Source organism: Kitasatospora sp. MBT66 (assembly GCF_000710405.2).
GTDB lineage: Bacteria > Actinomycetota > Actinomycetes > Streptomycetales > Streptomycetaceae > Kitasatospora > Kitasatospora purpeofusca.
In genome coordinates this window covers 121,586-145,621 of sequence record NZ_JAIY01000004.1, presented here as the reverse complement: position 1 = coordinate 145,621, position 24,036 = coordinate 121,586, and the positions used below count along the sequence as shown (strand labels likewise).

Genomic DNA, 24,036 nt, shown 5'->3' with positions numbered 1-24,036 from the left:
CGTCCTCGTACGCGCACCCGGGCACCTGCGGTGCTCCGGGGTGCGGGGAGGTGTCCCGGGCCGAGCCCGGAAAAGGCAGGGGGCCCGCCGAAAGGCGGGCCCCCTTGGGTACTGCTGCTCTTGTGCTCACCGAGACGGCCCTGCGGCCGTCGACGGACCCGACGGGTCCCGAGCGATCAGATCCTCATCGAGGATGGTTCAGACAAGGGTGACGTTCTCCGCCTGCGGGCCCTTCGGACCCTGGGTGACGTCGAAGCTGACCGCCTGGTTCTCCTCCAGCGAGCGGAAACCGCTCGCGTTGATGGCGGAGTAGTGGACGAAGACGTCGGGGCCGCCGCCATCCTGGGCGATGAAGCCGAAGCCCTTCTCAGCGTTGAACCACTTGACGGTTCCCTGAGCCATGCCGTTCTCCTTGCGAGGGACGTGTCGGGGACCACACCGTGTGGCTCCCGGTCCGCTGCGCTGATCGCCCTGCCTCCGGACGGGTCCGGAGTTTTCGATATTGCTGAAAAACTACAAAAAGCCTGCGGTTACATGCTCCGCAGGCTTCAAGTACTGCAAGGGGAATCAAACTGCAACTGAGGGCAACGCTAGCATGCGGCTGCTGTGACGACCAGGGGTGACTTGCGTGCTGGACACCGCGTGTCGTAAGGCGGTTGCGATGATCGGCACGGTGCGTCACGGAAGGGTGGTGCGGGGCTTCCCGACCAGCAGGCATACCCTGCGGGGAGGCGCACGAACAGTAAGGGAGCGGCGCGGTGGCAGTACCGGACGAGGAAACGCGGGAGACCCGGGAGAACACCCCGGTCCGGCCCCGGGTGGGGCATATTCAGTTCCTGAACTGCGTGCCCCTCTACTGGGGGCTGGCCAGGACCGGCAATCTGCTCGACCTGGACCTCACCAAGGACACGCCGGAGAAGCTCAGCGACCAGCTGGTCGCGGGTTCGCTGGACATCGGTCCGATCACCTGTGTGGAGTACCTGCGCCACGCGGACGAGCTGCTCGTGCTCCCCGACATCGCCGTCGGCAGCGACGGCCCGGTGATGTCCTGCGTGATCGTCAGCAAGGTGCCGCTCGCCGAGCTGGACGGCCGGAAGGTCGCCCTCGGCTCCACCAGCCGGACCTCCGTCCGGCTCGCCCGCCTGCTGCTGGAGGAGCGGGAGGGGGTGCGGCCGGAGTACTACAGCTGCCCGCCCGACCTGGAGGCGATGCTCGCCGAGGCCGACGCGGCCGTGCTGATCGGCGACCCGGCGCTGCGCGCCTACCTGGGGCAGGCGGCCGAACGCGGCCTGACCGTGCACGACCTGGGCGATATGTGGAAGGAGTGGACCGGGCTGCCGTTCGTCTTCGCCGTCTGGGCCGCCCGCCGCGACTTCGCCGAGCGCCGGCCCGAACTGACCGCGGCCGTCCACCGCGCCTTCCTGGAGTCCCGGGACCTCTCGCTGGTCGAGGCCCGCGAGGTGGCGACGCACGCCGCCCGCTGGGAGACCTTCGACGCGGAGGTGCTGGAGCGGTACTTCAGCGAGGCCCTGGACTTCTCGCTCGGCGAGCGGCAGTTGGCCGGGGTGGCCGAGTTCGCCCGGCGGGTCGCGCACGACAGCGGGTTCGCACCCGATGTGGCCGTCCGGCTGCTGGAGCCCGCGCCGGTGGAGCCGCTGGAGCCGGCGCTGCTGGAGCCCGCGCCGCTGGTGGTCTGAGCACGTCCCCGCCTCCTCCCGGGACGGCGTGCCGCCACGGGAGGAAGCGGGTTGCGGCACGGCGTCCGCCCGCCGCCCGATAGCGTCTGCACCCGAGCGGGCCCCGGCGGCGGGCCGGGCGGGTGACGGGAGCGTGCGGGGGATGCAGGCACTGGGATCGGACGACCCGCGACAGGTGGGCGCGTACCGGCTGCTGCGACGGCTCGGCGCGGGCGGCATGGGCCGGGTCTACCTCGGCCGGACGGCGGGCGGCCGCACGGTGGCGGTCAAGGTGGTCCGCGGCGAACTCGCCGAGGACGCCGAGTTCCGGGCCCGGTTCCGGCGGGAGGTGGCCGCCGCCCGCCGGGTCGGCGGGACCTGGACCGCCCCCGTCCTGGACGCCGACACCGAGGGGGCCCACCCCTGGGTGGCCACCGGCTACGTCGCCGGCCCCGCGCTGGGCGGCGCCGTCCGGGAGTACGGGCCGCTGACCGACCCCGCCGTCCGCACCCTGGGCGCCGTCCTGGCCCAGGCACTGGAGCACGTGCACGGGCTCGGCCTGGTGCACCGGGACGTCAAGCCGTCCAATGTGCTGCTCACCCTGGACGGCCCGCGGCTGATCGACTTCGGTATCGCTCGCGCCCTCGACGCGGCCACCGGGCTCACCCAGTCCGGGTTCGTGGTCGGATCGCCCGGCTTCATGTCGCCGGAACAGGCGAACGGCCGCCCGGTCGGGCCGCCCGGCGACGTCTTCTCGCTCGGCGCGGTGCTCGCCTACGCGGCCACCGGGGTGCACCCGTTCGGCGAGGGGGTGAGCGCGGCCGTCCTGCTCTACCGGGTGGTGCACGAGGAGCCGGACCTGAGCGGGCTGGCCCCCGGGCCGCTGCGCTCGATCGTGCTGGACTGCCTGGCCAAGGACCCGGCCCTCCGGCCGACGCCGCGGCGGCTGCGGGAGCTGCTGGACCCCGACGGCTCGGCGGTCGGCCGGCTGGGGCAGGGCGGCGGCTGGCTCCCGCCGGCGCTGGCGGCCGCGGTCGGGCGCAGTGCGGTGCAGCTGCTGGACCTGGAGGGGCTGGACCCGGAGGGGGACGCGTCCGCCGGAGGGGTGGCGGTGGAGCGGACGCCGACCTCTGTGACGGGGGGCGGCGGGGCGTCGGCGGGGGCCGAGGGCGGTGCCGGTGCCGGGGTCGGGGTCGGGGTCGGGGTCGGTGTGTCGGCCGGGGTCGAGGGGGCTTCGGGGACGGGGACGGGGTCGCGGGAGGTGCCGCCGGTGCCGTCGGTGGCGCCTCGGCCGGGGGTCGCGGACGCGACACCCCGACGGCGACGGGGTGCGGCAGCGCTGGCGGCCGCCGCGGTGCTGCTGGTGCTCGCGGGAGGCGGGTACGGCGCGTACCTGGCGTGGGGACCGGAGGAGCCGGGCCCGGGGCCGACGGCGACGGCGTCGGGTGCGACCTCGGCCACCGGTGGGGCGACAGGTGGGGTCACCCAGGCGCCGCCCTCGCCGGTCCGGTCCGTCCCACCGTCCTCGTCACTCTCGCCGACCGGTTCGCCCTCGTCGTCCTCGCCGACCGGTTCGACAGGTTCGTCGGCGACGACCGCGCCGTCGGGGCCGAACGTCGTGCCCGAGGCCTTCCTCGGTACCTGGCGCGGGGACATGGTCACCCAGAAGGGGGTTCCTGCCGGCGCCACCACCCTGGTCATCGGCCGGGCCGCGATCGGGCAGGAGGCCACCACCAGCCGCAACGAGCTGACCGGCCTGCTCTCGATCACCTGCGAGGGCGCCTGGACGCTGACCTCGGCCGAGCCGGAGAAACTGGTCTTCACCTCCCGCCTCGTCCGCTCCTCGCTGCCCGGGGCGTGCACAGGCGGTGCCTACTCCGAGACGCTCACCCTGCAGAAGGACGGCACCGTCCGCTTCGCCTCCGCCGACCCCAACGCCGGGAACCCGTCCGGGACGCTGCGGCGGACGGGCTGACGCAGGGCTCCGAGGGCCCTGGCGTAGGCTGATCCGGATGCGACCCGGTGCCGCGGCACGGAGTCGTCGCACGTTGTAGTACCCGGAGCGGTCGGCACCGTCGGACGGCCCGGAGCACGCGAAACACCGGTAGTACCGGAAGTACCGGATGTACCCGAGAGAGAGAAGGCCGCAAGGTGTCCGAGCTCGCAGCGACCACCCTCGATGCGCCCAGCACCGACCTGCAGGCCGTCCTCGACCGGGCCGCCGGCGGTGGCCGGATCAGCCCGGAGGAGGCGCTGGAGCTCTACCGCTCGGCCCCCCTGCACGCGCTGGGCTCGGCGGCCGACGCCGTGCGCCGCCGCCGCTACGCCGGTACCGAGCACATCGCGACGTACATCATCGAGCGCAACATCAACTACACCAACGTCTGCGTGACGGCGTGCAAGTTCTGCGCCTTCTACGTGCCGCCGAAGAGCGACAAGGGCTGGTCCCGCGACCTCGAGGAGATCCTGCGCCGCTGCGCGGAGACCGTCGAGCTGGGCGGCACCCAGATCATGTTCCAGGGCGGCCACCACCCGGACTACGGCGTCGAGTACTACGAGCGCGCCTTCTCGGCGATCAAGGCGGACTTCCCGCAGCTGGTGATCCACTCGCTGGGCGCCTCCGAGGTCGACCACATGGCGCGGATCTCCGGCGTCTCGATCGAGGAGGCCATCACCCGGATCCACAAGGCGGGCCTGGACTCCTTCGCCGGCGCCGGGGCCGAACTGCTGCCCGAGCGCCCGCGCAAGGCGATCGCGCCGCTCAAGGAGTCGGGCGAGCGCTGGCTGGAGATCATGGAGGCCGCCCACAAGCTGGGCGTCGAGTCCACCTCCACCATGCTGATGGGCACCGGCGAGACCAACGCCGAGCGGATCGAGCACCTGCGGATGATCCGCGACGTGCAGGACCGCACCGGCGGCTTCCGCGCCTTCATCCCGTACACCTACCAGCCGCAGAACAACAAGCTCCAGGGTTCGACCCAGGCGACCGTCTTCGAGTACCTGCGGATGATCGCCATCGCCCGCCTGTTCCTCGACAACATCGCCCACATCCAGGGCTCCTGGCTGACCACCGGCAAGGAGGCCGGCCAGCTGTCGCTGCACTACGGCGCGGACGACCTCGGCTCGGTCATGCTGGAGGAGAACGTGGTCTCGGCGGCCGGGGCCAAGCACCGCTCCAACCTCACCGAGCTGATCCACCTGATCCGGGCCGCCGACCGCGTCCCCGCCCAGCGCTCGACCACCTACCAGCACCTGCGCGTGCTGGACGACCCGGCCAACGACCCGGTCGACCCGCGGGTCGCCTCGCACATCGCCTCCACCGCGATCGAGGGCGGCACGGCGCACCCCGAGCTGAAGATCCTCGACAACCGCTGATCGTCGACCGCCACCGACCGCTGACCGCTGACCCGACCGCTGACTGCTGAGGCTCCCGCACCGCCGTGCTGACCCTGCACCGGGCCGCTCTCGTGCTGCCCGACCCGGCCGATCCCACCGCCCCGTCCCACCTCGACGGGGCGGTGCTGGTGCGCGACGGGCTGGTCGAGGCGGTCGGCCCGTACGCGGAGCTGGCGGCGGCGCAGCCGACGGCCCGGGTCCGGGACTGGGCTGACGCGCTGCTCACCCCCGGGCTGCGGCACCCCGAGGGGTACCGGCTGCTGGAACGGGCGTACCACCCCGACCCGCGCGAGGAACTCGGGGACGCTCCGGTGCCGGACGGCCTGGTGGGGGAGGCGGACGAGGCACGGTGCGGGGCGAGCGCGCGGCGCGGGCTGCAGCGCATGCTCGGGTTCGGGGTGACGGCGGTGGCCGGGCCGTTCGAGCGTGCCTCGGTGCGGACGGCGGTCACCCGTTCGGGGCTGGTCGCGCTGCCGGGGGCGGTAGCTCCGCCGGGGGCGGGCTCCCTGTCGGAGGCTGGCTCCCTGCCGGAGGGGGTGTGGTCGCTGGATCCGCTGGTGGGGCTGCCGTTCGCCGAGGCCGTGCACGGTCGGCTGGTGGTGGGCGGCCGGGCGGACTTCGCGCTGTTCGCGCCCGGTGCGGACGGTGGGCCGTCGGCGGGTGGTCCCTCGGACCGTGGGCCGTCGGCCGGTGGGTGCCGCGCGGTGGTGCTCGGCGGGCGGCTGGTGTTCCGGCGGCGCTGAGCGTCGTCCGGGTCCGTCCACCTCCTCGTTCTCGCTGTCTCTTTCTCCTTTCGCTGCCGTTCCCGCCCCGGTCCGCTGCCGGGCGTTTCCCGCGGCGCGTGTCGCCTACTCGTCGGTAGGCGTTCGATTTTTCCTCCGGTGCTCCGTACTCCCCTGCGACGTACGGGACTTGCTTCGTATGCCGTCGAACTTCGGGTCCGTCCCGGTGGCCTGATTCCCCCTTCGCCGTGACCTGAAGGCCCGCCAGCGGATAGCATCCGGCTCAGCTCAGTCCGTACCCTCACCACACTTCGCCCGTTCCCGCGGGCGGCGGGGCCCCGTCCCAGGCCCCGAACGCACGCCAGGACAGGAACCATGCGATCCGCGACCGTCCCCCCGCAGCGATCCCCGCGGTTGGGCCGTGGCTGGTACGTCACCGCCGTGCTCAGCGCCGTGCTGGCCGTCGGGATGTGCCTGCTGGGGTGGCGTCAGGCCGAGCAGGCCGACCGGATCGGAGCCCACCCGGTGCGGGTCGAGGGCGTGGTGACCCAGTTGCCGGGCGGCGGCGGTTCCTACAGCACCGTCAGCTACCAGGCCGGTGGCCAGCACCACACCGCCACCGCGCTGCCGCTCGCCGACGGTGCCAAGGTCGGCGACGGGGTCTGCCTGGAGCACGCGGCCGACGACCCGGGCGCGGTACGGATCTGCGGCGACACCTATCCGCAGCCGGTCGGCGTCGGCCTGGCCCGGTTCAGTGTGCCGGTGGCGGTGCTGCTGTTCGCGGTCTGCATGCTGCGGATCCGGCGGCACCGGCGCGCGGTGGCCGTGCGGAGCGGGCAGAACCGGTTCGCCACCACGGTCGCCCTGGCGACCGGTGCGCTGGCCGACGGGATGCCCGCGATAACCCAGGGCAAGCGCTCGCGCCGTCGGCGCCGCTCGGGCGGGCGACGCGCCCTGCACTGAGGCGGTCCGTTCCCGGGGAGTCGGGACCGGCAGTCGGACCGGGGAGTCGGGCGGGGAGTCGGACCGGGGTGGCCGTTGTTCGGGGGGCGTGAGGGCGGCCCTGTGCGCCCTCCGAGTGCTTCGAGACCGGGGCAACGGCGGGCCGGTGCCGATCCCGGACTGTCCGGAAGGCGCCCCCTTGCCCGGATCGCCGGAGCCAGGGTGAACAATGGGGGCGTGACCCGAGCCTCCCTGGACAAGCAGCCGCACGAAGTCGCCGCCATGTTCGACGACGTCGCGGCCAAGTACGACCGCACCAACGACGTGCTCTCGCTCGGCCAGGCCCGCGCCTGGCGCCGCGCGGTGGCCGAGGCGGTGGACGCCGGGCCGGGGGACGTCGTGCTCGACCTCGGGGCCGGCACCGGCACCTCCTCGCTCCCCTTCGCGGAGGCCGGGGCCAAGGTCGTCCCGTGCGACTTCTCGGTCGGCATGCTCGCCGAGGGCAAGCGCCGCCACCCCGAGCTGGCGCTGACCGCCGGCGACGCCACCCGGCTGCCGTTCGCCGACAACACCTTCGACTCGGTGACGATCTCCTTCGCGCTGCGCAACGTCCACGACACCGAGGCCGCGCTGAGCGAGATGTACCGGGTCACCAAGCCCGGCGGCAAGCTGGTCATCTGCGAGTTCTCCACGCCGACCTGGACGCCGTTCCGGACCGTCTACACCGAGTACCTGATGCGCGCGCTGCCCCCGGTCGCCACCGCGGTGAGCAGCAACCCGGACGCCTACGTCTACCTCGCCGAGTCCATCCGGGAGTGGCCCGACCAGCCCGCGCTGGCCGCCCGGCTCCAGGAGGCCGGCTGGTCCAAGGTGGCCTGGCGCAACCTGACCGGTGGGATCGTCGCCCTGCACCGGGCCCACAAGGTCTGACCGGTCACGGGCCGGTCCGGTCCGGCGGCGCCTCCGCCGGGACCGGCCGAAGCGCCGTCCGCAGCTCATAGACTCGTCCAAGCCCAGCCGCGCCGGCCCCCGCCGGCCGGTCGACCCCCAGCAGGAGTGTGCCCACCGTGTCCGAGACCGCCGTTGACCTGAGCGCAGGCGTTGTGGAGAGCACCGCGGACGTCATCGTGGTCGGCGCGGGCCCGGCCGGGGCCACCACCGCGTACTACCTCGCGCAGGCCGGTCTGGACGTGCTGCTGCTGGAGAAGACCAGCTTCCCCCGGGAGAAGGTCTGCGGCGACGGCCTGACCCCGCGGGCCACCAAGCAGCTGGTGGACATGGGCATCGATGTGTCGACCGAGAACGGCTGGCTGCACAACAAGGGGCTGCGGATCATCGGTGGCGGGATCCGGCTGGAGCTGGACTGGCCCGAGCTGTCGGCCTTCCCGGACTACGGTCTGGTCCGCAAGCGGGCCGACTTCGACGAGCTGCTCGCCCGTCAGGCGGAGAAGGCCGGGGCCCGGCTGTACGAGCGCTGCAACGTCAGCGGCCCGGTGCTGGACGAGCGGACCGGCCGGATCGTCGGCGTCACCGCCAAGCTCGGCGACGAGAAGCGACCGGTGACCTTCCGCGCCCCGCTGGTCGTGGCGGCCGACGGCAACTCCACCCGGCTCTCGCTCGCCATGGGCCTGCACCGCCGCGAGGACCGCCCGATGGGCGTCGCCTACCGCACCTACTTCAACTCGCCGCGCCACGACGACGACTACCTGGAGTCCTGGCTGGAGCTGTGGGACACCCGGGCCGGGGAGCGCAAGCTGCTGCCCGGCTACGGCTGGGTCTTCGGCATGGGCGATGGCACCTCCAACGTCGGTCTCGGCATCCTGAACTCCTCACCCGCCTTCGGCGAGCTCGACTGGCGCGAGGTCCTCAAGGCCTGGTGCGCGAGCATGCCGGAGGAGTGGGGCTACACCCCCGAGAACATGACCGACCCGATCCGGGGCGCCGCGCTGCCGATGGCCTTCAACCGGCAGCCGCACTACACCCGCGGCCTGCTGCTGGTCGGCGACGCGGGCGGCATGGTCAACCCGTTCAACGGCGAGGGCATCGCCTACGCGATGGAATCCGGTCAGATCGCCGCCGGGGTGATCGTCCAGGCCCACGCCCGGGTGACCGAGTCCGGCCGGGAGCGCGCTCTCCAGGCCTACCCGCGCATCCTCAAGGACGTCTACGGCGGGTACTACACGCTGGGCCGCGCCTTCGTGAAGCTCATCGGCAACCCGAAGGTCATGCAGCTCGCGACCCAGCGGGGGCTGACCCACCCGCTCCTGATGAAGTTCGTCCTCAAGCTCCTCGCCAACCTCACCGACCCGCAGGGCGGCGACGCGATGGACCGCGTCATCAACGGCCTGGCCAAGGTCGCGCCCAACGCCTGAGGCCTGAGGTCTGAGGCCTGACGCTTGGCGTCTGATGCCCCGAGGCCTGACCGCCGGCCTTCGGGTGGCCTGGCCCGGGTGGCCCAGGCCACCCGGGGGCCTACGCCTCGCGGCGGCTGGCTGCGGAGCGGTTCTCGACGTACGCGAGGCGGTCGGCGAAGACCTGGGCGGCGTCGGGGGTGAGCGTGCGGAGCGCGACGAGGGCGGAGAAGACCACGTCGCACAGCTCGTGCTGGACGTCCTCCCAGGTGTGGGTCACGCCCTTGCGCGGATTCTGACCGGTCGCACCGATCACGGCCGCGCTGACCTCACCCACCTCCTCGGAGAGCTTGAGGATCCGGGCCAGCCGCTCCTCCTGCGGAGGGAGCGGGCTCTCCACGTCGAGCCAGGCGACCACGTGGTCGACGCTTTCCCAGATCCTGCTGTCCATCGGCACGGCTCCCGTACGGCTGGCGGTCGTGCTGACCACCGTACGGGAGCCCGGCAGGCCCCGAAGGTGGCTCAGCGGGTGGAGATCTTCACATTGCGGATGTTCACGGGCAGGGTGGGGAAACCGTCGCCGGGGTTGTTCTGGTCGTCCTCGCCGCCGGCGGCGATCTTCTGCAGGACGTCCAGACCTGCGGTGATCCGGCCGAAGGGCGTGTAGGCGGGGGAGAGCTTGGTGTCCTTCCAGACGAAGAAGAACTGGCTGCCATTGGTGTTGGGGCCCGCGTTGGCCATCGCGACCGTGCCGGCCGGGTAGGTCGCGCCCTCCAGGTTCTCGTCCGGGAAGGAGTAGCCGGGGCCGCCGCTGCCGGTGCCGGTCGGGTCGCCGCACTGCAGGACGAAGATCCGCTGGGTGGTCAGCCGGTGGCAGTGGCTGCGGTCGAAGTAGTCACGCTCGGCAAGGAAGCGGAAGGAGAAGGTCGTGCAGGGCGCCTTGTCGGTGAGGGCCTGGAAGGTGATCGACCCCTGGGAGGTCTTCAGGGTCGCGCTGTAGGGCTTGGCGGCCTTCTTGGCGTCGAAGACCGGGATGCCCTTGAAGTTGTCGGCGGGAACCGCCGGGCTGTAGGTGCAGGTGGTGCCGGCCGCGCCGATTCCGGCCCCGGTCGACGGGGTGTCCGCGACGGCGGTGCCGGTGCTCACCACGATCGGCAGAACGGTGGCTGCGGCGATCAACGCCCAGTGCTTCCGGGTCACTTGGCTGGCCTTCCGGTCCGTGGGGGACAACTGCATTGTCATGGCGACATCATCCACGCCGGGGTGGAGATCCGGTAGGGGTCGGTGGGAAGGGTTCGGTGGGCGGGGTTCGACAGGCAGGGTGCGGCAGGAGCGACGTGGCAGGCGGGAGTCGAAAACCGTTGATCGGGAACGGTGCGGTGCGCGAGGATGACGGGCGCCTGCTCAACTCCGGGATCCGTCCGACGACGTGCGCGACTCTCGTGTGCCGCCTCCGTTCGCTTCGAGAGGGTCCCGCCCATGCGCGCATCGTCCTCCGTCCTTCTGCGTGACCTGCCGGTACTGCTGGTGGCGGTGGTGTGGGGGTCGAGCTTCCTGGCCGTGCAGCGGGTGGCCGAACCGGACACAGTGGTGGCGATGCTGGTCCTGAGGTTCGGCCTGGTCCTCCCCGTGCTCGGACTGTTCGCCTGGCGGGCGCTGCGGCGGCTGCGGCGTGCCGAGTGGCTGGGCGGGGCCGCCCTGGGGCTGGTGCTCGGCGCGATCTTCCTCCTGGAGACCTTCGGCGCGGTGCACACCTCGGCGACCAACGCGGGCCTGATCATCAGTCTCACGATCGTCTTCACCCCGCTCGCGGAGAGCGCGCTCGCCCGGACGCCGCTGCCGCGCCCCTTCCTCGCGGCAGCCGGTCTGGCGGTGGTGGGCATCGCGCTGCTGACCGGCGAGGGCGGGCTGCGGGCCCCGTCGGCCGGGGACCTGCTGGTGCTGGGTGCCGCCGTCGTGCGGACGATCAATGTGCTGGCCACCGCCCGCGTCCGGGCGATCCGGGAGACCGACACGCTGGCCGTCACCTGGGTCCAACTGGCGACCGCGACGCTGGTGTTCGCCGTTGTCGCGCCGTTCGTCGGCCCGCTGCCCTGGACGGTCGCGGCCACCTACGGGCCGGCCCAGTGGGGCTGGCTGCTCCACCTGACGCTGCTCTGCACGCTGTTCGCGTTCTTCGTACAGATGTGGGCCGTCCGCACCACCTCTCCCTCCAGGGTCAGCCTGCTGCTGGGCACCGAGCCGCTGTGGGCGGCGGTGTTCGGCATCACCCTGGCCGGCAACCACCTCGGACCGCTCGCCCTGCTGGGCGGCGCCCTCGTCCTGGTCGGCACCGAGTGGGGCCGCCGGACCGCCTCGGCACCGCGCCGTGCGGTGGAGCCGGTGGAGCCGGTGTCCGTCCCGGTGTGACCGCGGGCCGGTCCTCCGGTGCGGGCGATCCTGCCCCCGGCCGTCGTCGGCCCGGTCACCTGCGCCGCCCCAGGGTGCGGCGGGCGTAGGCGAAGGTGACCGCGGCGACCAGCGGGCCCCAGGCGACCATGGGCAGGTAGCAGAGGGTCATGACCACCGCGGCGAGGCCCTGAGGGGCCTCGGGATCGCTCAACTGGTCGGCCCAGCCGCCGAAGAGCGCGCTCGTCCCGATGTAGGTCAGCACGGCCGAGCCGATCGCGGCGGGGACGATCGCGGCGAGCGGCCGGACGGCGCGGCCGCCGATCAGCGGGATCCAGGACGGGACCACCTCGCCCCAGGGCCGGACGAGCCCCAGGGTGAGGAAGGCCAGGAACTCGGCCAGCCCGCTCAGCGTGACGAGGTACGCGGTGCCCCAGCCGGGGGTGTTGTGCTCGAACACCGCGGCCAGCTCCCCGCTGAAGCCGACCGGGATGCCGACGCCGAGGGCGAGCCGCCAGAGCCCGGACGGCACGGTGGTCCAGACGGTGGCCCTGGCGGCCAGCTCGGCCCAGCGGGGGGTGCCGTCCGGGCGGACGGCGCGCTTGCGGGCGGCCCGGGGAGTGGTGGTGGCGGTCGTGCCCGGGGCGACTCCGACGCCTGCGACGGGCGCGGTGGGTGCGGTGGTGGACATGGTGGCCGACTCCTTCCCGGCCGGCCCTCGTGGCCGGTCCGACGGGATCAAGACTGGCCGTCGGACCGGGGTCGCCATCAGTGCCGATCGGGCTGTCTTGGCTGCTCGAATCGGGTGCGGAAATGTGCCGATCGGCACAGGCGGAGGCCTCCGACGATCCGTAGGCTGCTCGCAGGAAGGAGGCGATGATGAGTCAGATGCTGGCGTTGGCCGCCCCGGCGGCGGTTCTCTGCGGGTGGTTCCTGCGGTCCCGGTACGGGATCGCGGCGGTGTGCCTGGCGGCCGCCGTGGTGTCGATCGGGGCCACGATCGGCGCCTGGGCCGCCGGCCGCTGGGCCGAGTCGGAGCGCTGGACGGGCCTGGTCGGCATGCTCGAACTCGCCTCCCTGCTGGCGCTGGTGGTCCTGACCCTGCGGGCCGAGGGCGGTCGGCGCGGAGCCGTCGCGGTCTGGACGATCGGCGGCGCGGTCGCGCTCTGGCCGTCCCGGTTCCAGGACGCGTCCGGAGCGGTGGGCGCGCTGACCCTCTTCGGCTTCGGTTCGGTCCTCACGTTGCCGCCGGTCCTGATCGGGCTCTACCTGCGCGGGCTGGACGAGAGCCGACGGCGCTCGGTGGCCGCGGCCAGACGCGCCCAGCGACTGGAACTCGCCCACGACCTGCACGACTTCGTCGCCCATGACGTCAGCGGCATGGTCGCCCAGGCGCAGGCGGGCACCGTACTTGCGGCCTTCGACCCGGTGCGGGCCGCAGCTCTGTTCGAGCGGATAGAGCAGGCCGGGTTGCAGGCCCTGGCCTCGCTCGACCGGACGGTCCACCTGCTGCGCAGCGAGGACGGGGACGGGGACGGCCCGGAGCGTGGCCCGCAGCCCGGCCTGGCCGAACTGGCCGAGCTCACCGAGCGGTTCACAGGCTCGGGCGAGGTGGTGGTGAGACTGGACGCTCCGGCCGAGGAGCCGACGGTTCCCCGGGAGGTGGCGGCCACCGCTTACCGGATCGTGGTCGAGGCCCTGACCAATGTGCGGCGGCATGCTCCCGCCGCCCGTGTGGTCGACGTCCGGGTGCGGAGCGAGGGGCGGCGGTTGACGGTACGGGTCCGGGACGACGGCGGTGGGGTCTCGCCGCCGTCCGGGTCGAGGCGGGGCGGGGGCGGCAGTGGACTGGCAGGTCTCTCCGCCCGGGTGGAGGCGCTGGGCGGCACGCTGAGTGCCGGCCGCGAGGGCAGCGGTTGGCAGGTGGCGGTCACCATGCCCTTGAAGATCGGGTAGCGGCTCCGGGGTCGGGGCTCCGGGGCGGAGCGAGACCCGCACCGCCTCGGGCGGGAGAGGCACCACCACGACGGTGCAACGGACAGGTGGGACAGGAACGGCAGGCGAGGGACAGAGGCCCTGCCGGGGAACGGAAGGAGGTTCGGCCGATGAGCATCCGGGTGCTCCTTGCCGACGACGACGAGGCGATCCGCAGCGCGTACCGGATCATCCTCGACGCACAGCCCGACATCGAGGTGGTCGACGAGGCCGCGGACGGTGAAGTGGCGGTCGCCCTGGCCGAGCGGCTGCGTCCGGACGTGATCCTCGCCGATATCCGGATGCCCAGGCTGGACGGCCTGGAGCTGACCCGGCGGCTGGGCGGGGAGTTCCGGGTGGTTGTGGTGACCACCTTCGATCTGGACGAATACGTGCACGAGGCGCTCCGCGCCGGGGCGGCGGGCTTTCTGCTCAAGCGCTCGGGGCCCGCGCTGCTCGCGGAGGCGGTCCGGGCCGCCGTGGCGGGGGACGCGTTGATCAGCCCGCAGATCACCGTCCGCCTGCTCCGCCAACTCTCCGGAGTCGGAAGCGGGAGCGGCATCGGAGGAGGTATCAGAAGCAGCAGCACCGGTGGTGCCGCAGGCCAGGGGGCACGGCGCCCCCTGGGCGGACGGATCGCGGAGAGCGAGCGGATCGGCCCGGTCGAGGAACTCACCGCACGCGAGAAGGAGATCGCGCGGCTGGTCGCGGACGGCGCCACCAACGGCGAGATCGCGGAGCAACTGTTCATCAGCGCGGGCACGGTGAAGAACCACCTGGCCTCGGTCCAGCGGAAGCTCGGCGCGCGCAACCGGGTCGGTATCGCCGCCTGGGCCTGGGAGAGCGGAGCCTGAGTCGCTCCGTCCCGTCGGGGTACCGCCGGGACGCACCCAGCCCCACCGTCGGCAGACGGCCCGAACCACCGCCGGACCAAGGCGTCCCGACCCACCACCGAGAGGCGCTCCGGCCCACCACCGAGAGGCGCCCCGGCCCACTGCCGGGAGACGCTCCGGCCTGCGCTCGGCGCGCTTGTGAACGAAGGGTCAAGCGGGCGTTCGCGGGGCCGCCACCCCTGAGGGTGAGCCGCCATAACACGTCAACATGACGCCCGGAAATTTGCCTTCCGCTAGACGAAGTTGATATAGGACCACGCCCCTGACCAGCCGCTTCGCAGATAAATGCGACTGCTTGTGACCATTTGACTTCTTTGTGTTGACAACTCTCGTCATGCTCACCTTCATCATGATTCACAAGGTGGCGGAGATCACAAAGATCGTCTTGAACTGCGTGTCGCAGATCACAAGCCGACGGGCATAGGATGCGCTCGTTCCAGGCTTTGTGAACTGCCTCACATGGGGTGGATTCCGGGAACTGGAACGCCGGGTTCACCACAGTGTGACCCGACGGTTCCGATCTGCAGTCAAGGACGACTGGACGGAGGGAGCGGGGGCTATGAATGCCTACGCGCCGATCCTCGTACTCGGTGCCATCGCGGCGGCGTTCGCGGTCGGCTCCGTCGTGATGGCCTCACTGACCGGGCCCAAGCGGTACAACCGGGCCAAGTTGGAGGCGTACGAGTGCGGCATCGAGCCGACCCCGCAGCCCGTGGGCGGCGGTCGGTTCCCGATCAAGTACTACCTGACGGCGATGCTCTTCATCGTCTTCGACATCGAGATCGTCTTTCTCTATCCGTGGGCGGTGAGTTTCGACGCCCTGGGGATCTTCGGACTGGTCGAGATGCTCCTGTTCATCGCCACTGTCTTCGTCGCCTACGCCTACGTCTGGCGTCGCGGCGGCCTGGAGTGGGACTGAGCCGGGGGAGGGGCCGGGTACCGGGCGTCCGTCGGACCTTGTGAACGGGCGGACAAGCCCGGACCAGCGGACAGGCCCGAACGGGTGGGCGAACCACAGGACTTGAGGGCATTGAGAGGGATCTGATGGGAATCGAGGAGAAGCTGCCGAGCGGCTTTCTACTCACGACCGTGGAGACAGCGGCCGGCTGGGTACGCAAGGCGTCGCTCTTCCCGGCCACCTTCGGGCTGGCCTGCTGCGCGATCGAGATGATGACCACCGGCGCGGGCCGCTACGACCTGGCGCGCTTCGGCATGGAGGTGTTCCGGGGCTCGCCCCGGCAGGCCGATCTGATGATCGTGGCGGGCCGGGTGAGCCAGAAGATGGCCCCGGTACTGCGCCAGGTCTACGACCAGATGGCCAACCCGAAGTGGGTCATCTCGATGGGCGTCTGCGCCTCCTCGGGTGGGATGTTCAACAACTACGCGATCGTGCAGGGCGTCGACCACATCGTCCCGGTGGACATCTACCTGCCCGGCTGCCCGCCGCGCCCGGAGATGCTGATGGACGCGATCCTGAAGCTGCACGACAAGATCCAGCACGAGCCGCTCGGCGTGAACAAGCGCCGTGCCGAGGAGTTGGGCGAGGCGCTCGCGCTGCAGGCCACCCCGGTGAGCGAGATGCGGGGGCTGCTGCGATGAACGAGCAGGTACCCGAGACCCGCCGCGAGGAGCCGCGCCGGGAGATCCCGGTCGAGGTGGTCGGTCGCCGGCAGGGCATGTTCGGCGCCCAGGGCAGCGGCGACACCTCCGGCTTCGGCGGCCTGGTCGCCCCGGTCGTCCTGCCCGGAGCCACCGAGCGCCCGTACGGCGGCTGGTTCGACGAGGTCGCCGACGAGTTGGAGGGTGCCCTGGAGGAACAGGGCCTCGACCCGGCCGAGGTGATCGAGAAGACCGTCGTCGACCGCGCCGAGCTCACCTTCCGGATCGCCCGCGAGCACCTCCTCCGCACCGCGCGCACCCTGCGCGACGACCCGGCGCTGCGGTTCGAGCTCTGCCTCGGCGTGAGCGGTGTGCACTACCCGGGCGACAAGGGCCGCGAACTGCACGCGGTCTACCACCTGCGCTCGATCACCCACGGCCGGCTGATCCGGCTGGAGGTCACCGCGCCGGACGCGGATCCGCGCATCCCGTCCGTGGTGAGCGTCTATCCCACCAACGACTGGCACGAGCGCGAGGCCTACGACTTCTTCGGCCTGGTCTTCGAGGGGCACCCGGCCCTCACCCGGATCATGATGCCGGACGACTGGCTGGGACACCCGCAGCGCAAGGACTACCCGCTCGGCGGCATCCCCGTCGAGTACAAGGGCGCCCAGATCCCGGCGCCCGACCAGCGGAGGTCGTACAGCTGATGAACACCCAGCACTACGAGGAGACGAACCAGGGCGGCGCGGCCGAGGCAGGCGCCCGGGAAACCACCGAGGGCCGGGTCTTCACGGTCACCGGCGGCGACTGGGGCGAGGTAGTCGACGCCGTGGCCCGGGCCGACGACGAGCGCATCATCGTCAACATGGGCCCCCAGCACCCCTCCACCCACGGGGTGTTGCGGCTGATCCTGGAGATCGACGGCGAGACGGTGACGGAGGCCCGCTGCGGCATCGGCTACCTCCACACCGGCATCGAGAAGAACATGGAGTTCCGCAGCTGGGTCCAGGGCACCACCTTCGTGACCCGCATGGACTACCTGACCCCGCTGTTCAACGAGACCGCCTACTGCCTGGCGGTCGAGAAGCTGCTCGGCATCACCGACGACATCCCGGAGCGCGCCGACGTCATCCGGGTGCTGATGATGGAGCTCAACCGGATCTCCTCCCACCTGGTCTGCCTGGCCACCGGCGGCATGGAGATCGGCTCCACCACCCTGATGATCTACGGCTTCCGCGACCGCGAGCTGATCCTGGACGTGTTCGAGCTGGTCACCGGTCTGCGGATGAACCACGCCTACGTCCGCCCCGGCGGCCTCGCCCAGGACCTCCCGCCCGGCGCGGTCGACCAGATCCGCGAGGCCGTGAAGACCATCCGCTCGCGGATGCACGAGTACGACAAACTCGCCACCGGCAACCCGGTGTTCAAGGCCCGTCTGGTCGACGTCGGCTTCCTCGACCTGCCCGGCTGCCTCGCCCTCGGTGCCACCGGTCCCATCCTGCGCGCCACCGGCCTGCCGCACGACCTGCGCAAGACCGACCCGTACTGCGGCTACGAGAACTACGACTTCGAGGTCGCGGTCGCGGACGGCGCCGACTCCTACGGCCGCTTCCTGATCCGGCTGGAGGAGATGAAGCAGTCCCTGCGGATCGTCGAGCAGTGCCTGGACCGGCTGCGCCCCGGTCCGGTCATGGTGGCGGACAAGAAGATCGCCTGGCCGGCCCAACTCGCGGTCGGCCCGGACGGCATGGGCAACTCCCTCGACCACATCCGGAAGATCATGGGCACCTCGATGGAGGCCCTGATCCACCACTTCAAGCTGGTCACCGAGGGCTTCCGGGTCCCGGTCGGCCAGGCCTACGCGGCGGTCGAGTCGCCCAAGGGCGAGCTGGGCGTGCACGTGGTCAGCGACGGCGGGACCCGCCCGTACCGGGTCCACTTCCGGGACCCGTCGTTCACCAATCTGCAGACGATGGCGGCGATGTGCGAGGGCGGCCAGGTGGCCGACGTCATCGTCTCGGTGGCCGGGATCGACCCGGTGATGGGAGGCGTGGACCGGTGACAGATGTCCAACTGGGGATGCCGGCGCTGCCGGCCAGGCCGTACCCCGAGGAGGTGCGCGCCCGGCTGGCCGCCGACGCCGCCGAGCTGATCGGCCGCTACCCGGTGGCCCGGTCCGCGCTGCTGCCGCTGCTGCACCTGGTGCAGGCCGAGGAGGGCTTCGTCAGCCCGACCGGCATCCGGTTCTGCGCCGAGCAACTGGACCTCACCACCGCCGAGGTCACCGCCGTCGCCACCTTCTACACCATGTACCGGCGCCGGCCCGCGGGCGAGTACCACGTCGGGGTCTGCACCAACACCCTGTGCGCGGTGCTCGGCGGCGACCAGATCTTCGCCGAGCTCCAGGAGCACCTCGGGATCGCGAACAACGAGACCACCGAGGACGGCCGGATCTCGATCGAGCACATCGAGTGCAACGCCGCCTGCGACTACGCGCCGGTGGTGATGGTCAACTGGGAGTTCTTCGACAACCAGACGCCGGAGAGCGCCAAGCTGCTGGTCGACGACCTGCGCGCGGGCCGTGAGGCCGTCCCCACCCGTGGCGCCCGGCTCTGCTCCTTCAAGGACTCCGCCCGGATCCTGGCCGGCTTCCCCGACGAGCGCCCCGGCGCCGTCGACGAGTCGGGCGCGGGCGGCGCGGCCTCGCTGGCCGGTCTGCGGCTGGCCCGCGGCGAGGCCCTGCCCGGCACCGGCGGCACCCGCGTCGTCTCCCCCCGCCACGAGGACCCCCGCCACGAGGGTGCACGCCACGAGGGCGGGTCCGCCGAAGGCACCGGCCAGGAAGGGACTGAAGCGTGATGACTTCCGCCGAGCCGGCCGAGAAGCTGCTCACCCCCGTGCTGTCGGCGTTCTGGGACGACAACCGCCCCTGGACGCTCGCCACCTACCGACGCCACGCCGGCTACGAGGGACTCAAGGCCGCCCTCGCGATGCCCCCGGACGACGTGATCGCCCTGGTCAAGGACTCCGGTCTGCGCGGTCGCGGCGGCGCCGGCTTCCCCACCGGCCTGAAGTGGCAGTTCATCCCGCAGAACGACGGCAAGCCGCACTACCTGGTGGTCAACGCGGACGAGTCCGAGCCGGGCACCTGCAAGGACATCCCGCTGCTGTTCGCCAACCCGCACTCGCTGATCGAGGGCATGATCATCGCGTCCTACGCGATCCGCTGCGACCACGCCTTCATCTATCTGCGCGGCGAGGTCGTCCCGGTGCTGCGCCGGCTCCAGGCCGCCGTCGCCGAGGCCTACGAGGCGGGGCTGCTCGGCCGGAACATCCTCGGCTCCGGACTCGACCTGGACATCACCGTCCACGCCGGCGCCGGCGCCTACATCTGCGGCGAGGAGACGGCGCTGCTGGACTCGCTGGAGGGACGCCGGGGCCAGCCCAGGCTGCGCCCGCCGTTCCCGGCCATCGCCGGTCTCTACGCCTGCCCGACCGTGGTGAACAACGTCGAGTCGATCGCCTCGGTGCCGCCGATCCTGGCCCGCGGCAAGGAGTGGTTCAAGGGCCTGGGCACCGAGAAGTCCCCCGGCTTCACGCTCTACTCGCTCTCCGGCCACGTCACCAACCCCGGTCAGTACGAGGCCCCGCTCGGCATCACCCTGCGCCAGCTGCTCGACATCAGCGGCGGCATCCGGGCCGGCCACCAGCTCAAGTTCTGGACCCCGGGCGGCTCCTCCACCCCGATGTTCACCGACGAGCACCTCGACGTCCCGCTGGACTACGAGGGCGTCGGCGCGGCCGGCTCGATGCTCGGCACCAAGGCCCTGCAGATCTTCGACGAGACGACCTGCGTGGTCCGCGCCGTCACCCGCTGGACCGAGTTCTACGCCCACGAGTCCTGCGGCAAGTGCACCCCCTGCCGCGAGGGCACCTACTGGCTGGTCCAGCTGCTCAAGCGGATCGAGGCCGGCCAGGGCGTCGAGGGCGACCTCGAGAAGCTCCTCGACATCGCCGACAACATCAACGGCAAGTCCTTCTGCGCCCTGGGCGACGGCGCGGCCAGCCCGATCGTCTCCTCGCTCCAGTACTTCCGGGCCGAGTACGAGCAGCACCTCGCCGAGCGCCGCTGCCCGTTCGACCCGGCCGCCTCCACCGTCTGGGCCGACGGCCCCCGCCCCGGCCACCAGTCCGCCACCGAAAGGGAGGTGCACGCGTGACGATCACAGAGCCATCCACCTCCACGGGCGACAAGGCCGCGGTCGAGCTGGTCACGCTCACCATCGACGGCGTCGAAGTGCAGGTCCCCAAGGGGACCCTGGTGATCAGGGCCGCCGAGCAGATCGGCACCCAGATCCCGCGCTTCTGCGACCACCCGCTGCTCGACCCGGCCGGCGCCTGCCGGCAGTGCATCGTCGAGATCGAGGGCCAGCGCAAGCCGGTCGCCTCCTGCACCATCCCGGTCGCCGAGGGCATGGTGGTGCGCACCCACCTCAGCTCGCCGGTCGCCGAGAAGGCCCAGCGCGGTGTGATGGAGCTGCTGCTGATCAACCACCCGCTGGACTGCCCGGTCTGCGACAAGGGCGGCGAGTGCCCGCTGCAGAACCAGGCGATGTCCACCGGTGACACGGACTCCCGCTTCGAGGGGATGAAGCGTACCTACGAGAAGCCGGTGCCGATCAGCAGCCAGGTGCTGCTGGACCGCGAGCGCTGCGTGCTCTGCGCCCGCTGCACCCGGTTCTCCCAGCAGATCGCCGGGGACCCGTTCATCGACCTGGTCGAGCGCGGAGCCCTCCAGCAGGTCGGCACCGGCGAGGGCGACGACTTCGAGTCGTACTTCTCCGGCAACACCATCCAGATCTGCCCGGTCGGCGCGCTCACCTCGGCGGCTTATCGTTTCCGCTCCCGCCCGTTCGACCTGACCTCCTCGCCGAGCGTCTGCGAGCACTGCTCCTCCGGCTGCGCCCAGCGCACCGACCACCGCCGCGGCAAGGTGCTGCGCCGGCTGGCCGGTGAGGACCCGGCGGTCAACGAGGAGTGGAACTGCGACAAGGGCCGGTTCGCCTTCCGCTACGCCCAGCAGCGGGACCGGCTCACCACCCCGCTGGTCCGGCGGGACGGCGAACTCGTCGCCGCCTCCTGGCCGGAGGCGCTGGCCCGGGCCGCCGAGGGGCTGCGCGGGACCCGCGCCGGAGTGCTCACCGGCGGCCGGGTCACGGTCGAGGACGCCTACGCGTACGCCAAGTTCGCCCGGGTGGTGCTCGGCACCAACGACGTGGACTTCAGGTCCCGCCCGCACAGCGGCGAGGAGGCCGACTTCCTGGCCGCCGCCGTCGCAGGCCAGGGCGTCGACATCGGTGGCAGCCCCTTCGGCTACGAGGAGCTGGAGGCCGCCCCGGCGGTCCTGCTGCTGGCCCTGGAGCCCGAGGAGGAGTCGCCGATCGTCTTCCTGCGGCTGCGCAAGGCCAACCGGGGCCACGGCCTCAGGGTCTTCTCGATCGCTCCGCACGCCTCCCGGGGCCTGGCCAAGCTGCACGGATCGCTGCTGCCGGCCGCCCCCGGCACCGAGGCCGAGTGGCTGGCCGCGCTCGCCGCCGACGAGCCGCTCAACGACGACGCCGGCCGCGCCGCCGAACTGCTCCGCACCCCCGGCGCGGTGATCCTGGTCGGCGAGCGGGCGGCCGCGGCCCCCGGCGCGCTCACCGCCGCACTGCGGCTGTCGCACGCCACCGGCGCCCGGCTGGCCTGGATCCCCCGCCGGGCCGGTGAACGCGGCGCGGTCGAGGCCGGCGCCCTGCCCGGCCTGCTGCCCGGCGGCCGTCCGGTCGCCGCACCGGCCGCCCGGGCCGAGGCCGCCGCCGCCTGGGGCGTGGCCGAACTCCCCGCCCGACTGGGCCGGGACACCGAGCAGATCCTCGCCGCCGCCGTCAGCGGCGACCTGGACGCGCTGCTGGTCGGCGGGGTCGACCCGGAGGACCTGCCGGACCCGGCCCTGGCCGAGGAGGCACTGGCCGCGGTGCCGTTCGTGCTCTCGCTGGAGCTGCGCCCGTCCGCCGTCACGGCCCACGCCGACGTGGTGCTGCCGGTGGCCGCGGTCGCCGAGAAGGCCGGCACCTTCCTTGACTGGGAGGGCCGGGTGCGGATGTTCGAGGCCGCGCTCAAGCCGGACCAGCAGATGGGCCGTCACCTGCACCCGGACCTGCGGGTGCTGAACATGCTCGCGGACGCCCTGGGCCACCGGCTCGGCCTGCCCGACGTCCGCGCCGCCCGGCAGGAGCTGGACCGGTTCCTGCCCTGGACGGGCGACCGCCCGGCCGCGCCGTCCGCCCACCCCGGCCTGCTGCCCCGCCCGGCCACCGGCCAGGCGGTCCTGGCCGGCTGGCGGCTGCTGCTCGACCGGGGCTCGCTCCAGCAGGGCGACCCGCACCTGGCCGGCACCCGGCACCCGGCGGTCGCCCGGGTCTCGCCGACCACCGCCGCCGAGATCGGCGCCGCGACCGCGACCGCGCTGCGGCTGACCGGCCCGGCCGGCTCGCTCACCCTGCCGCTGGAGATCGCCAAGGAGATGCCGGACCGCACGGTCTGGATCCCGCTCAACTCCACGCCGGGCGGCGCCTACCGGACGCTCGGCACCACCGTCGGCCACCTGGTCACCATCGCCGCCGCCGAGGCCACCGCGCCGGCCGGGACGGCCGGGCCCGAGGAGGAGGAGAAGTGACCCCGACCCCGCACCCGCTCGCCGGACACGGCCCGGCCGCGCTGGCCGAGCTCGCCGCGAACGAGACGCTCGGCTTCTTCGGCCGGGACCCGTGGTGGCTGGTCCTGCTGAAGGCGGTGTTCTGCTTCGGCTTCCTGGTCGGCACGGTCCTCGTGGCGATCGTCTGGGAGCGCAAGGTGGTGGCCTGGATGCAGCTGCGCATCGGGCCCAACCGGCACGGCCCGTGGGGCCTGCTGCAGTCGCTCGCCGACGGCGTGAAGCTGGCGCTCAAGGAAGACCTGGTGGTCACCGGCGCCGACAAGGTCGTCTACATCCTGGCCCCGATCGTCTGCGCCATCCCGGCGTTCATGGCCTTCGCGGTGATCCCCTTCGGCCCGGCCGGCGACGAGATCTCGATCTTCGGCACCCGGACGCCGATGCAGCTGACCGACTTCCCGGTGGCGCTGCTCTACATCCTGGCCACCGCCTCGGTCGGCATCTACGGCATCGTGCTGGCGGGCTGGTCCTCCGGCTCGACCTACCCGCTGCTCGGCGGGATCCGCTCCTCTGCCCAGATGATCAGCTACGAGATCGCGATGGGCCTGTCCTTCGCGGCGGTCTTCATCTACTCCGGCTCGATGTCCACCTCGGAGATCGTCTCCTCGCAGCAGCCCACCTGGTTCGCGGTCCTGCTGCCGGTGTCGTTCATCGTCTACATCGTCGCGATGGTCGGTGAGACCAACCGCGCGCCGTTCGACCTCCCGGAGGCCGAGGGCGAGCTGGTCGGCGGCTTCAACACCGAGTACTCCTCGCTGAAGTTCGCGATGTTCATGCTGGCCGAGTACGTCAACATGGTCACCGTCTCGGCGGTCGCCTCGACCCTGTTCCTGGGCGGGTGGCGGGCCCCGTGGCCGGTCTCCACGTTCTGGGAGGGCGCCAACCACGGCTGGTGGCCGCTGCTCTGGATCACTCTCAAGATCCAGCTGCTGCTGTTCTTCTTCATCTGGCTGCGCGGCACCCTGCCCCGGTTCCGCTACGACCAGTTCATGAAGCTCGGCTGGAAGGTGCTGATCCCGGTCTCGCTGGCCTGGCTGGTCATGGTGGCCAGCGTCCGGGCCCTGCGCAACGAGGGCTACGGCTTCGGCGAGGTGGTGCTGTACGTCGGTGCCCCGGTCGGCGCGCTGCTGCTGCTCGGCCTGCTGCGGGACGTCCTGAAGCGCAAGCCGGAGCCCGGGTCCGAGGCGCCGCAGGGGGAGTTCGACCCGATGGCCGGCGGCTACCCGGTGCCCCCGCTGCCCGGCCAGCAGCTCCCGCCGGTCCCGCGCCGGCGCAGCCGCGCCCCGAAGCAACTGCAGGACGCCCTCAACGGGGCCGACCATTCCGAAGGGAGCTGAA

At 72.2% G+C, this 24,036-nt stretch carries 22 protein-coding genes; 18 read left to right on the top strand and 4 right to left on the bottom strand.

The genetic code is table 11. The features are described from left to right. Positions 1-198: 198 nt before the first annotated feature. Positions 199-402 carry a cold-shock protein gene (locus BI06_RS07395; protein ID WP_030393541.1) on the bottom strand — a complete coding sequence of 68 codons (204 nt, stop codon included), beginning with the start codon at positions 400-402 and terminating at the stop codon, positions 199-201. Between the two features lie 356 nt (positions 403-758). Between BI06_RS07395 and BI06_RS07390 the strand changes: the two genes are divergently transcribed. The 7 genes from BI06_RS07390 to BI06_RS07360 all read left to right on the top strand — a co-directional run bounded on the left by BI06_RS07390 (position 759) and on the right by BI06_RS07360 (position 9,108). Further along, positions 759-1,697 (top strand): menaquinone biosynthetic enzyme MqnA/MqnD family protein, encoded by a 939-nt coding sequence (locus tag BI06_RS07390; protein WP_051740419.1) that lies wholly within the window; start codon positions 759-761, stop codon positions 1,695-1,697. Positions 1,698-1,839: 142 nt separating this feature from the next. Further along, entirely contained in the window at positions 1,840-3,651 is a 1,812-nt protein-coding gene (locus BI06_RS07385) for a serine/threonine-protein kinase (protein ID WP_043466618.1), read from the top strand. A gap of 176 nt (positions 3,652-3,827) precedes the next feature. After that, on the top strand, positions 3,828-5,051 hold the full coding sequence (gene mqnC, locus BI06_RS07380; protein WP_051740416.1) for a cyclic dehypoxanthinyl futalosine synthase: 1,224 nt from the start codon (positions 3,828-3,830) through the stop codon (positions 5,049-5,051). Positions 5,052-5,116: 65 nt separating this feature from the next. Next, entirely contained in the window at positions 5,117-5,815 is a 699-nt protein-coding gene (locus BI06_RS07375) for a hypothetical protein (protein WP_043466615.1), read from the top strand. Between the two features lie 354 nt (positions 5,816-6,169). Continuing rightward, the gene (locus BI06_RS07370; RefSeq protein WP_043466611.1) at positions 6,170-6,757 is read left to right on the top strand and encodes a hypothetical protein; all 588 of its coding nucleotides are present in this window, start codon (positions 6,170-6,172) and stop codon (positions 6,755-6,757) included. A gap of 216 nt (positions 6,758-6,973) precedes the next feature. Then, the gene (locus tag BI06_RS07365) at positions 6,974-7,666 is read left to right on the top strand and encodes a demethylmenaquinone methyltransferase (RefSeq protein ID WP_030393535.1); all 693 of its coding nucleotides are present in this window, start codon (positions 6,974-6,976) and stop codon (positions 7,664-7,666) included. A gap of 158 nt (positions 7,667-7,824) precedes the next feature. Next, the gene (locus tag BI06_RS07360; protein WP_030393534.1) at positions 7,825-9,108 is read left to right on the top strand and encodes a geranylgeranyl reductase family protein; all 1,284 of its coding nucleotides are present in this window, start codon (positions 7,825-7,827) and stop codon (positions 9,106-9,108) included. 100 nt (positions 9,109-9,208) lie between these two features. On the opposite strand, the gene BI06_RS07355 is transcribed toward BI06_RS07360, so the two are convergent. Both BI06_RS07355 and BI06_RS07350 read right to left on the bottom strand, forming a co-directional pair. Beyond that, positions 9,209-9,538 carry a MazG-like family protein gene (locus tag BI06_RS07355; protein ID WP_043466608.1) on the bottom strand — a complete coding sequence of 110 codons (330 nt, stop codon included), beginning with the start codon at positions 9,536-9,538 and terminating at the stop codon, positions 9,209-9,211. A gap of 71 nt (positions 9,539-9,609) precedes the next feature. Beyond that, a complete protein-coding gene (locus tag BI06_RS07350) occupies positions 9,610-10,329 on the bottom strand; it encodes a peptidylprolyl isomerase (RefSeq protein ID WP_233290061.1) in 720 nt (239 codons plus the stop codon). A 237-nt stretch (positions 10,330-10,566) separates the two neighbouring features. Between BI06_RS07350 and BI06_RS07345 the strand changes: the two genes are divergently transcribed. Next, positions 10,567-11,496 (top strand): DMT family transporter, encoded by a 930-nt coding sequence (locus tag BI06_RS07345; protein ID WP_051740413.1) that lies wholly within the window; start codon positions 10,567-10,569, stop codon positions 11,494-11,496. A gap of 55 nt (positions 11,497-11,551) precedes the next feature. On the opposite strand, the gene BI06_RS07340 is transcribed toward BI06_RS07345, so the two are convergent. Further along, entirely contained in the window at positions 11,552-12,166 is a 615-nt protein-coding gene (locus BI06_RS07340; RefSeq protein WP_233290060.1) for a hypothetical protein, read from the bottom strand. Positions 12,167-12,354: 188 nt separating this feature from the next. On the opposite strand from BI06_RS07340, the gene BI06_RS07335 reads away from it, so the two are divergent. The 10 genes from BI06_RS07335 to nuoH all read left to right on the top strand — a co-directional run bounded on the left by BI06_RS07335 (position 12,355) and on the right by nuoH (position 24,035). Continuing rightward, positions 12,355-13,431: a sensor histidine kinase gene (locus BI06_RS07335; RefSeq protein WP_051740411.1), complete on the top strand. Its 1,077-nt coding sequence runs from the start codon at positions 12,355-12,357 to the stop codon at positions 13,429-13,431. Positions 13,432-13,580: 149 nt separating this feature from the next. Next, complete coding sequence (locus tag BI06_RS07330) at positions 13,581-14,303, top strand: response regulator transcription factor (protein ID WP_030393529.1); 723 nt, start codon at positions 13,581-13,583, stop codon at positions 14,301-14,303. 598 nt (positions 14,304-14,901) lie between these two features. Then, positions 14,902-15,261 (top strand): NADH-quinone oxidoreductase subunit A, encoded by a 360-nt coding sequence (locus BI06_RS07325; protein WP_014137597.1) that lies wholly within the window; start codon positions 14,902-14,904, stop codon positions 15,259-15,261. A gap of 125 nt (positions 15,262-15,386) precedes the next feature. Then, a complete protein-coding gene (locus BI06_RS07320; protein ID WP_030300882.1) occupies positions 15,387-15,941 on the top strand; it encodes an NADH-quinone oxidoreductase subunit B family protein in 555 nt (184 codons plus the stop codon). Further along, positions 15,938-16,651, top strand: a complete 714-nt coding sequence (locus BI06_RS07315) for an NADH-quinone oxidoreductase subunit C (protein ID WP_030393528.1) — start codon at positions 15,938-15,940, stop codon at positions 16,649-16,651. The genes BI06_RS07320 and BI06_RS07315 overlap by 4 nt, the downstream gene beginning before the upstream one ends. Beyond that, positions 16,651-18,006 (top strand): NADH-quinone oxidoreductase subunit D, encoded by a 1,356-nt coding sequence (locus BI06_RS07310; protein WP_030393527.1) that lies wholly within the window; start codon positions 16,651-16,653, stop codon positions 18,004-18,006. The genes BI06_RS07315 and BI06_RS07310 overlap by 1 nt, the downstream gene beginning before the upstream one ends. Next, positions 18,003-18,803, top strand: a complete 801-nt coding sequence (gene nuoE / locus BI06_RS07305) for an NADH-quinone oxidoreductase subunit NuoE (RefSeq protein ID WP_082558352.1) — start codon at positions 18,003-18,005, stop codon at positions 18,801-18,803. The genes BI06_RS07310 and nuoE overlap by 4 nt, the downstream gene beginning before the upstream one ends. Next, complete coding sequence (gene nuoF, locus BI06_RS07300; RefSeq protein ID WP_030393525.1) at positions 18,803-20,164, top strand: NADH-quinone oxidoreductase subunit NuoF; 1,362 nt, start codon at positions 18,803-18,805, stop codon at positions 20,162-20,164. The genes nuoE and nuoF overlap by 1 nt, the downstream gene beginning before the upstream one ends. Then, positions 20,161-22,662: an NADH-quinone oxidoreductase subunit G gene (locus tag BI06_RS07295; protein WP_030393524.1), complete on the top strand. Its 2,502-nt coding sequence runs from the start codon at positions 20,161-20,163 to the stop codon at positions 22,660-22,662. The genes nuoF and BI06_RS07295 overlap by 4 nt, the downstream gene beginning before the upstream one ends. Next, positions 22,659-24,035 (top strand): NADH-quinone oxidoreductase subunit NuoH, encoded by a 1,377-nt coding sequence (gene nuoH, locus BI06_RS07290; RefSeq protein WP_030393523.1) that lies wholly within the window; start codon positions 22,659-22,661, stop codon positions 24,033-24,035. The genes BI06_RS07295 and nuoH overlap by 4 nt, the downstream gene beginning before the upstream one ends. Position 24,036 lies beyond the last annotated feature (1 nt).

Bases quoted from the DNA above. Each gene is read 5' to 3' on its own strand.
- BI06_RS07395 (WP_030393541.1), bottom strand. From the start codon at position 402: ATGGCTCAGGGAACCGTCAAGTGGTTCAACGCTGAGAAGGGCTTCGGC.
- BI06_RS07385 (WP_043466618.1), top strand. From the start codon at position 1,840: ATGCAGGCACTGGGATCGGACGACCCGCGACAGGTGGGCGCGTACCGG.
- BI06_RS07370 (WP_043466611.1), top strand. From the start codon at position 6,170: ATGCGATCCGCGACCGTCCCCCCGCAGCGATCCCCGCGGTTGGGCCGT.
- BI06_RS07355 (WP_043466608.1), bottom strand. From the start codon at position 9,538: ATGGACAGCAGGATCTGGGAAAGCGTCGACCACGTGGTCGCCTGGCTC.
- BI06_RS07350 (WP_233290061.1), bottom strand. From the start codon at position 10,329: ATGACAATGCAGTTGTCCCCCACGGACCGGAAGGCCAGCCAAGTGACC.
- BI06_RS07345 (WP_051740413.1), top strand. From the start codon at position 10,567: ATGCGCGCATCGTCCTCCGTCCTTCTGCGTGACCTGCCGGTACTGCTG.
- BI06_RS07340 (WP_233290060.1), bottom strand. From the start codon at position 12,166: ATGTCCACCACCGCACCCACCGCGCCCGTCGCAGGCGTCGGAGTCGCC.
- BI06_RS07335 (WP_051740411.1), top strand. From the start codon at position 12,355: ATGAGTCAGATGCTGGCGTTGGCCGCCCCGGCGGCGGTTCTCTGCGGG.
- BI06_RS07330 (WP_030393529.1), top strand. From the start codon at position 13,581: ATGAGCATCCGGGTGCTCCTTGCCGACGACGACGAGGCGATCCGCAGC.
- BI06_RS07325 (WP_014137597.1), top strand. From the start codon at position 14,902: ATGAATGCCTACGCGCCGATCCTCGTACTCGGTGCCATCGCGGCGGCG.
- BI06_RS07320 (WP_030300882.1), top strand. From the start codon at position 15,387: ATGGGAATCGAGGAGAAGCTGCCGAGCGGCTTTCTACTCACGACCGTG.
- BI06_RS07315 (WP_030393528.1), top strand. From the start codon at position 15,938: ATGAACGAGCAGGTACCCGAGACCCGCCGCGAGGAGCCGCGCCGGGAG.
- BI06_RS07310 (WP_030393527.1), top strand. From the start codon at position 16,651: ATGAACACCCAGCACTACGAGGAGACGAACCAGGGCGGCGCGGCCGAG.
- nuoF (WP_030393525.1), top strand. From the start codon at position 18,803: ATGACTTCCGCCGAGCCGGCCGAGAAGCTGCTCACCCCCGTGCTGTCG.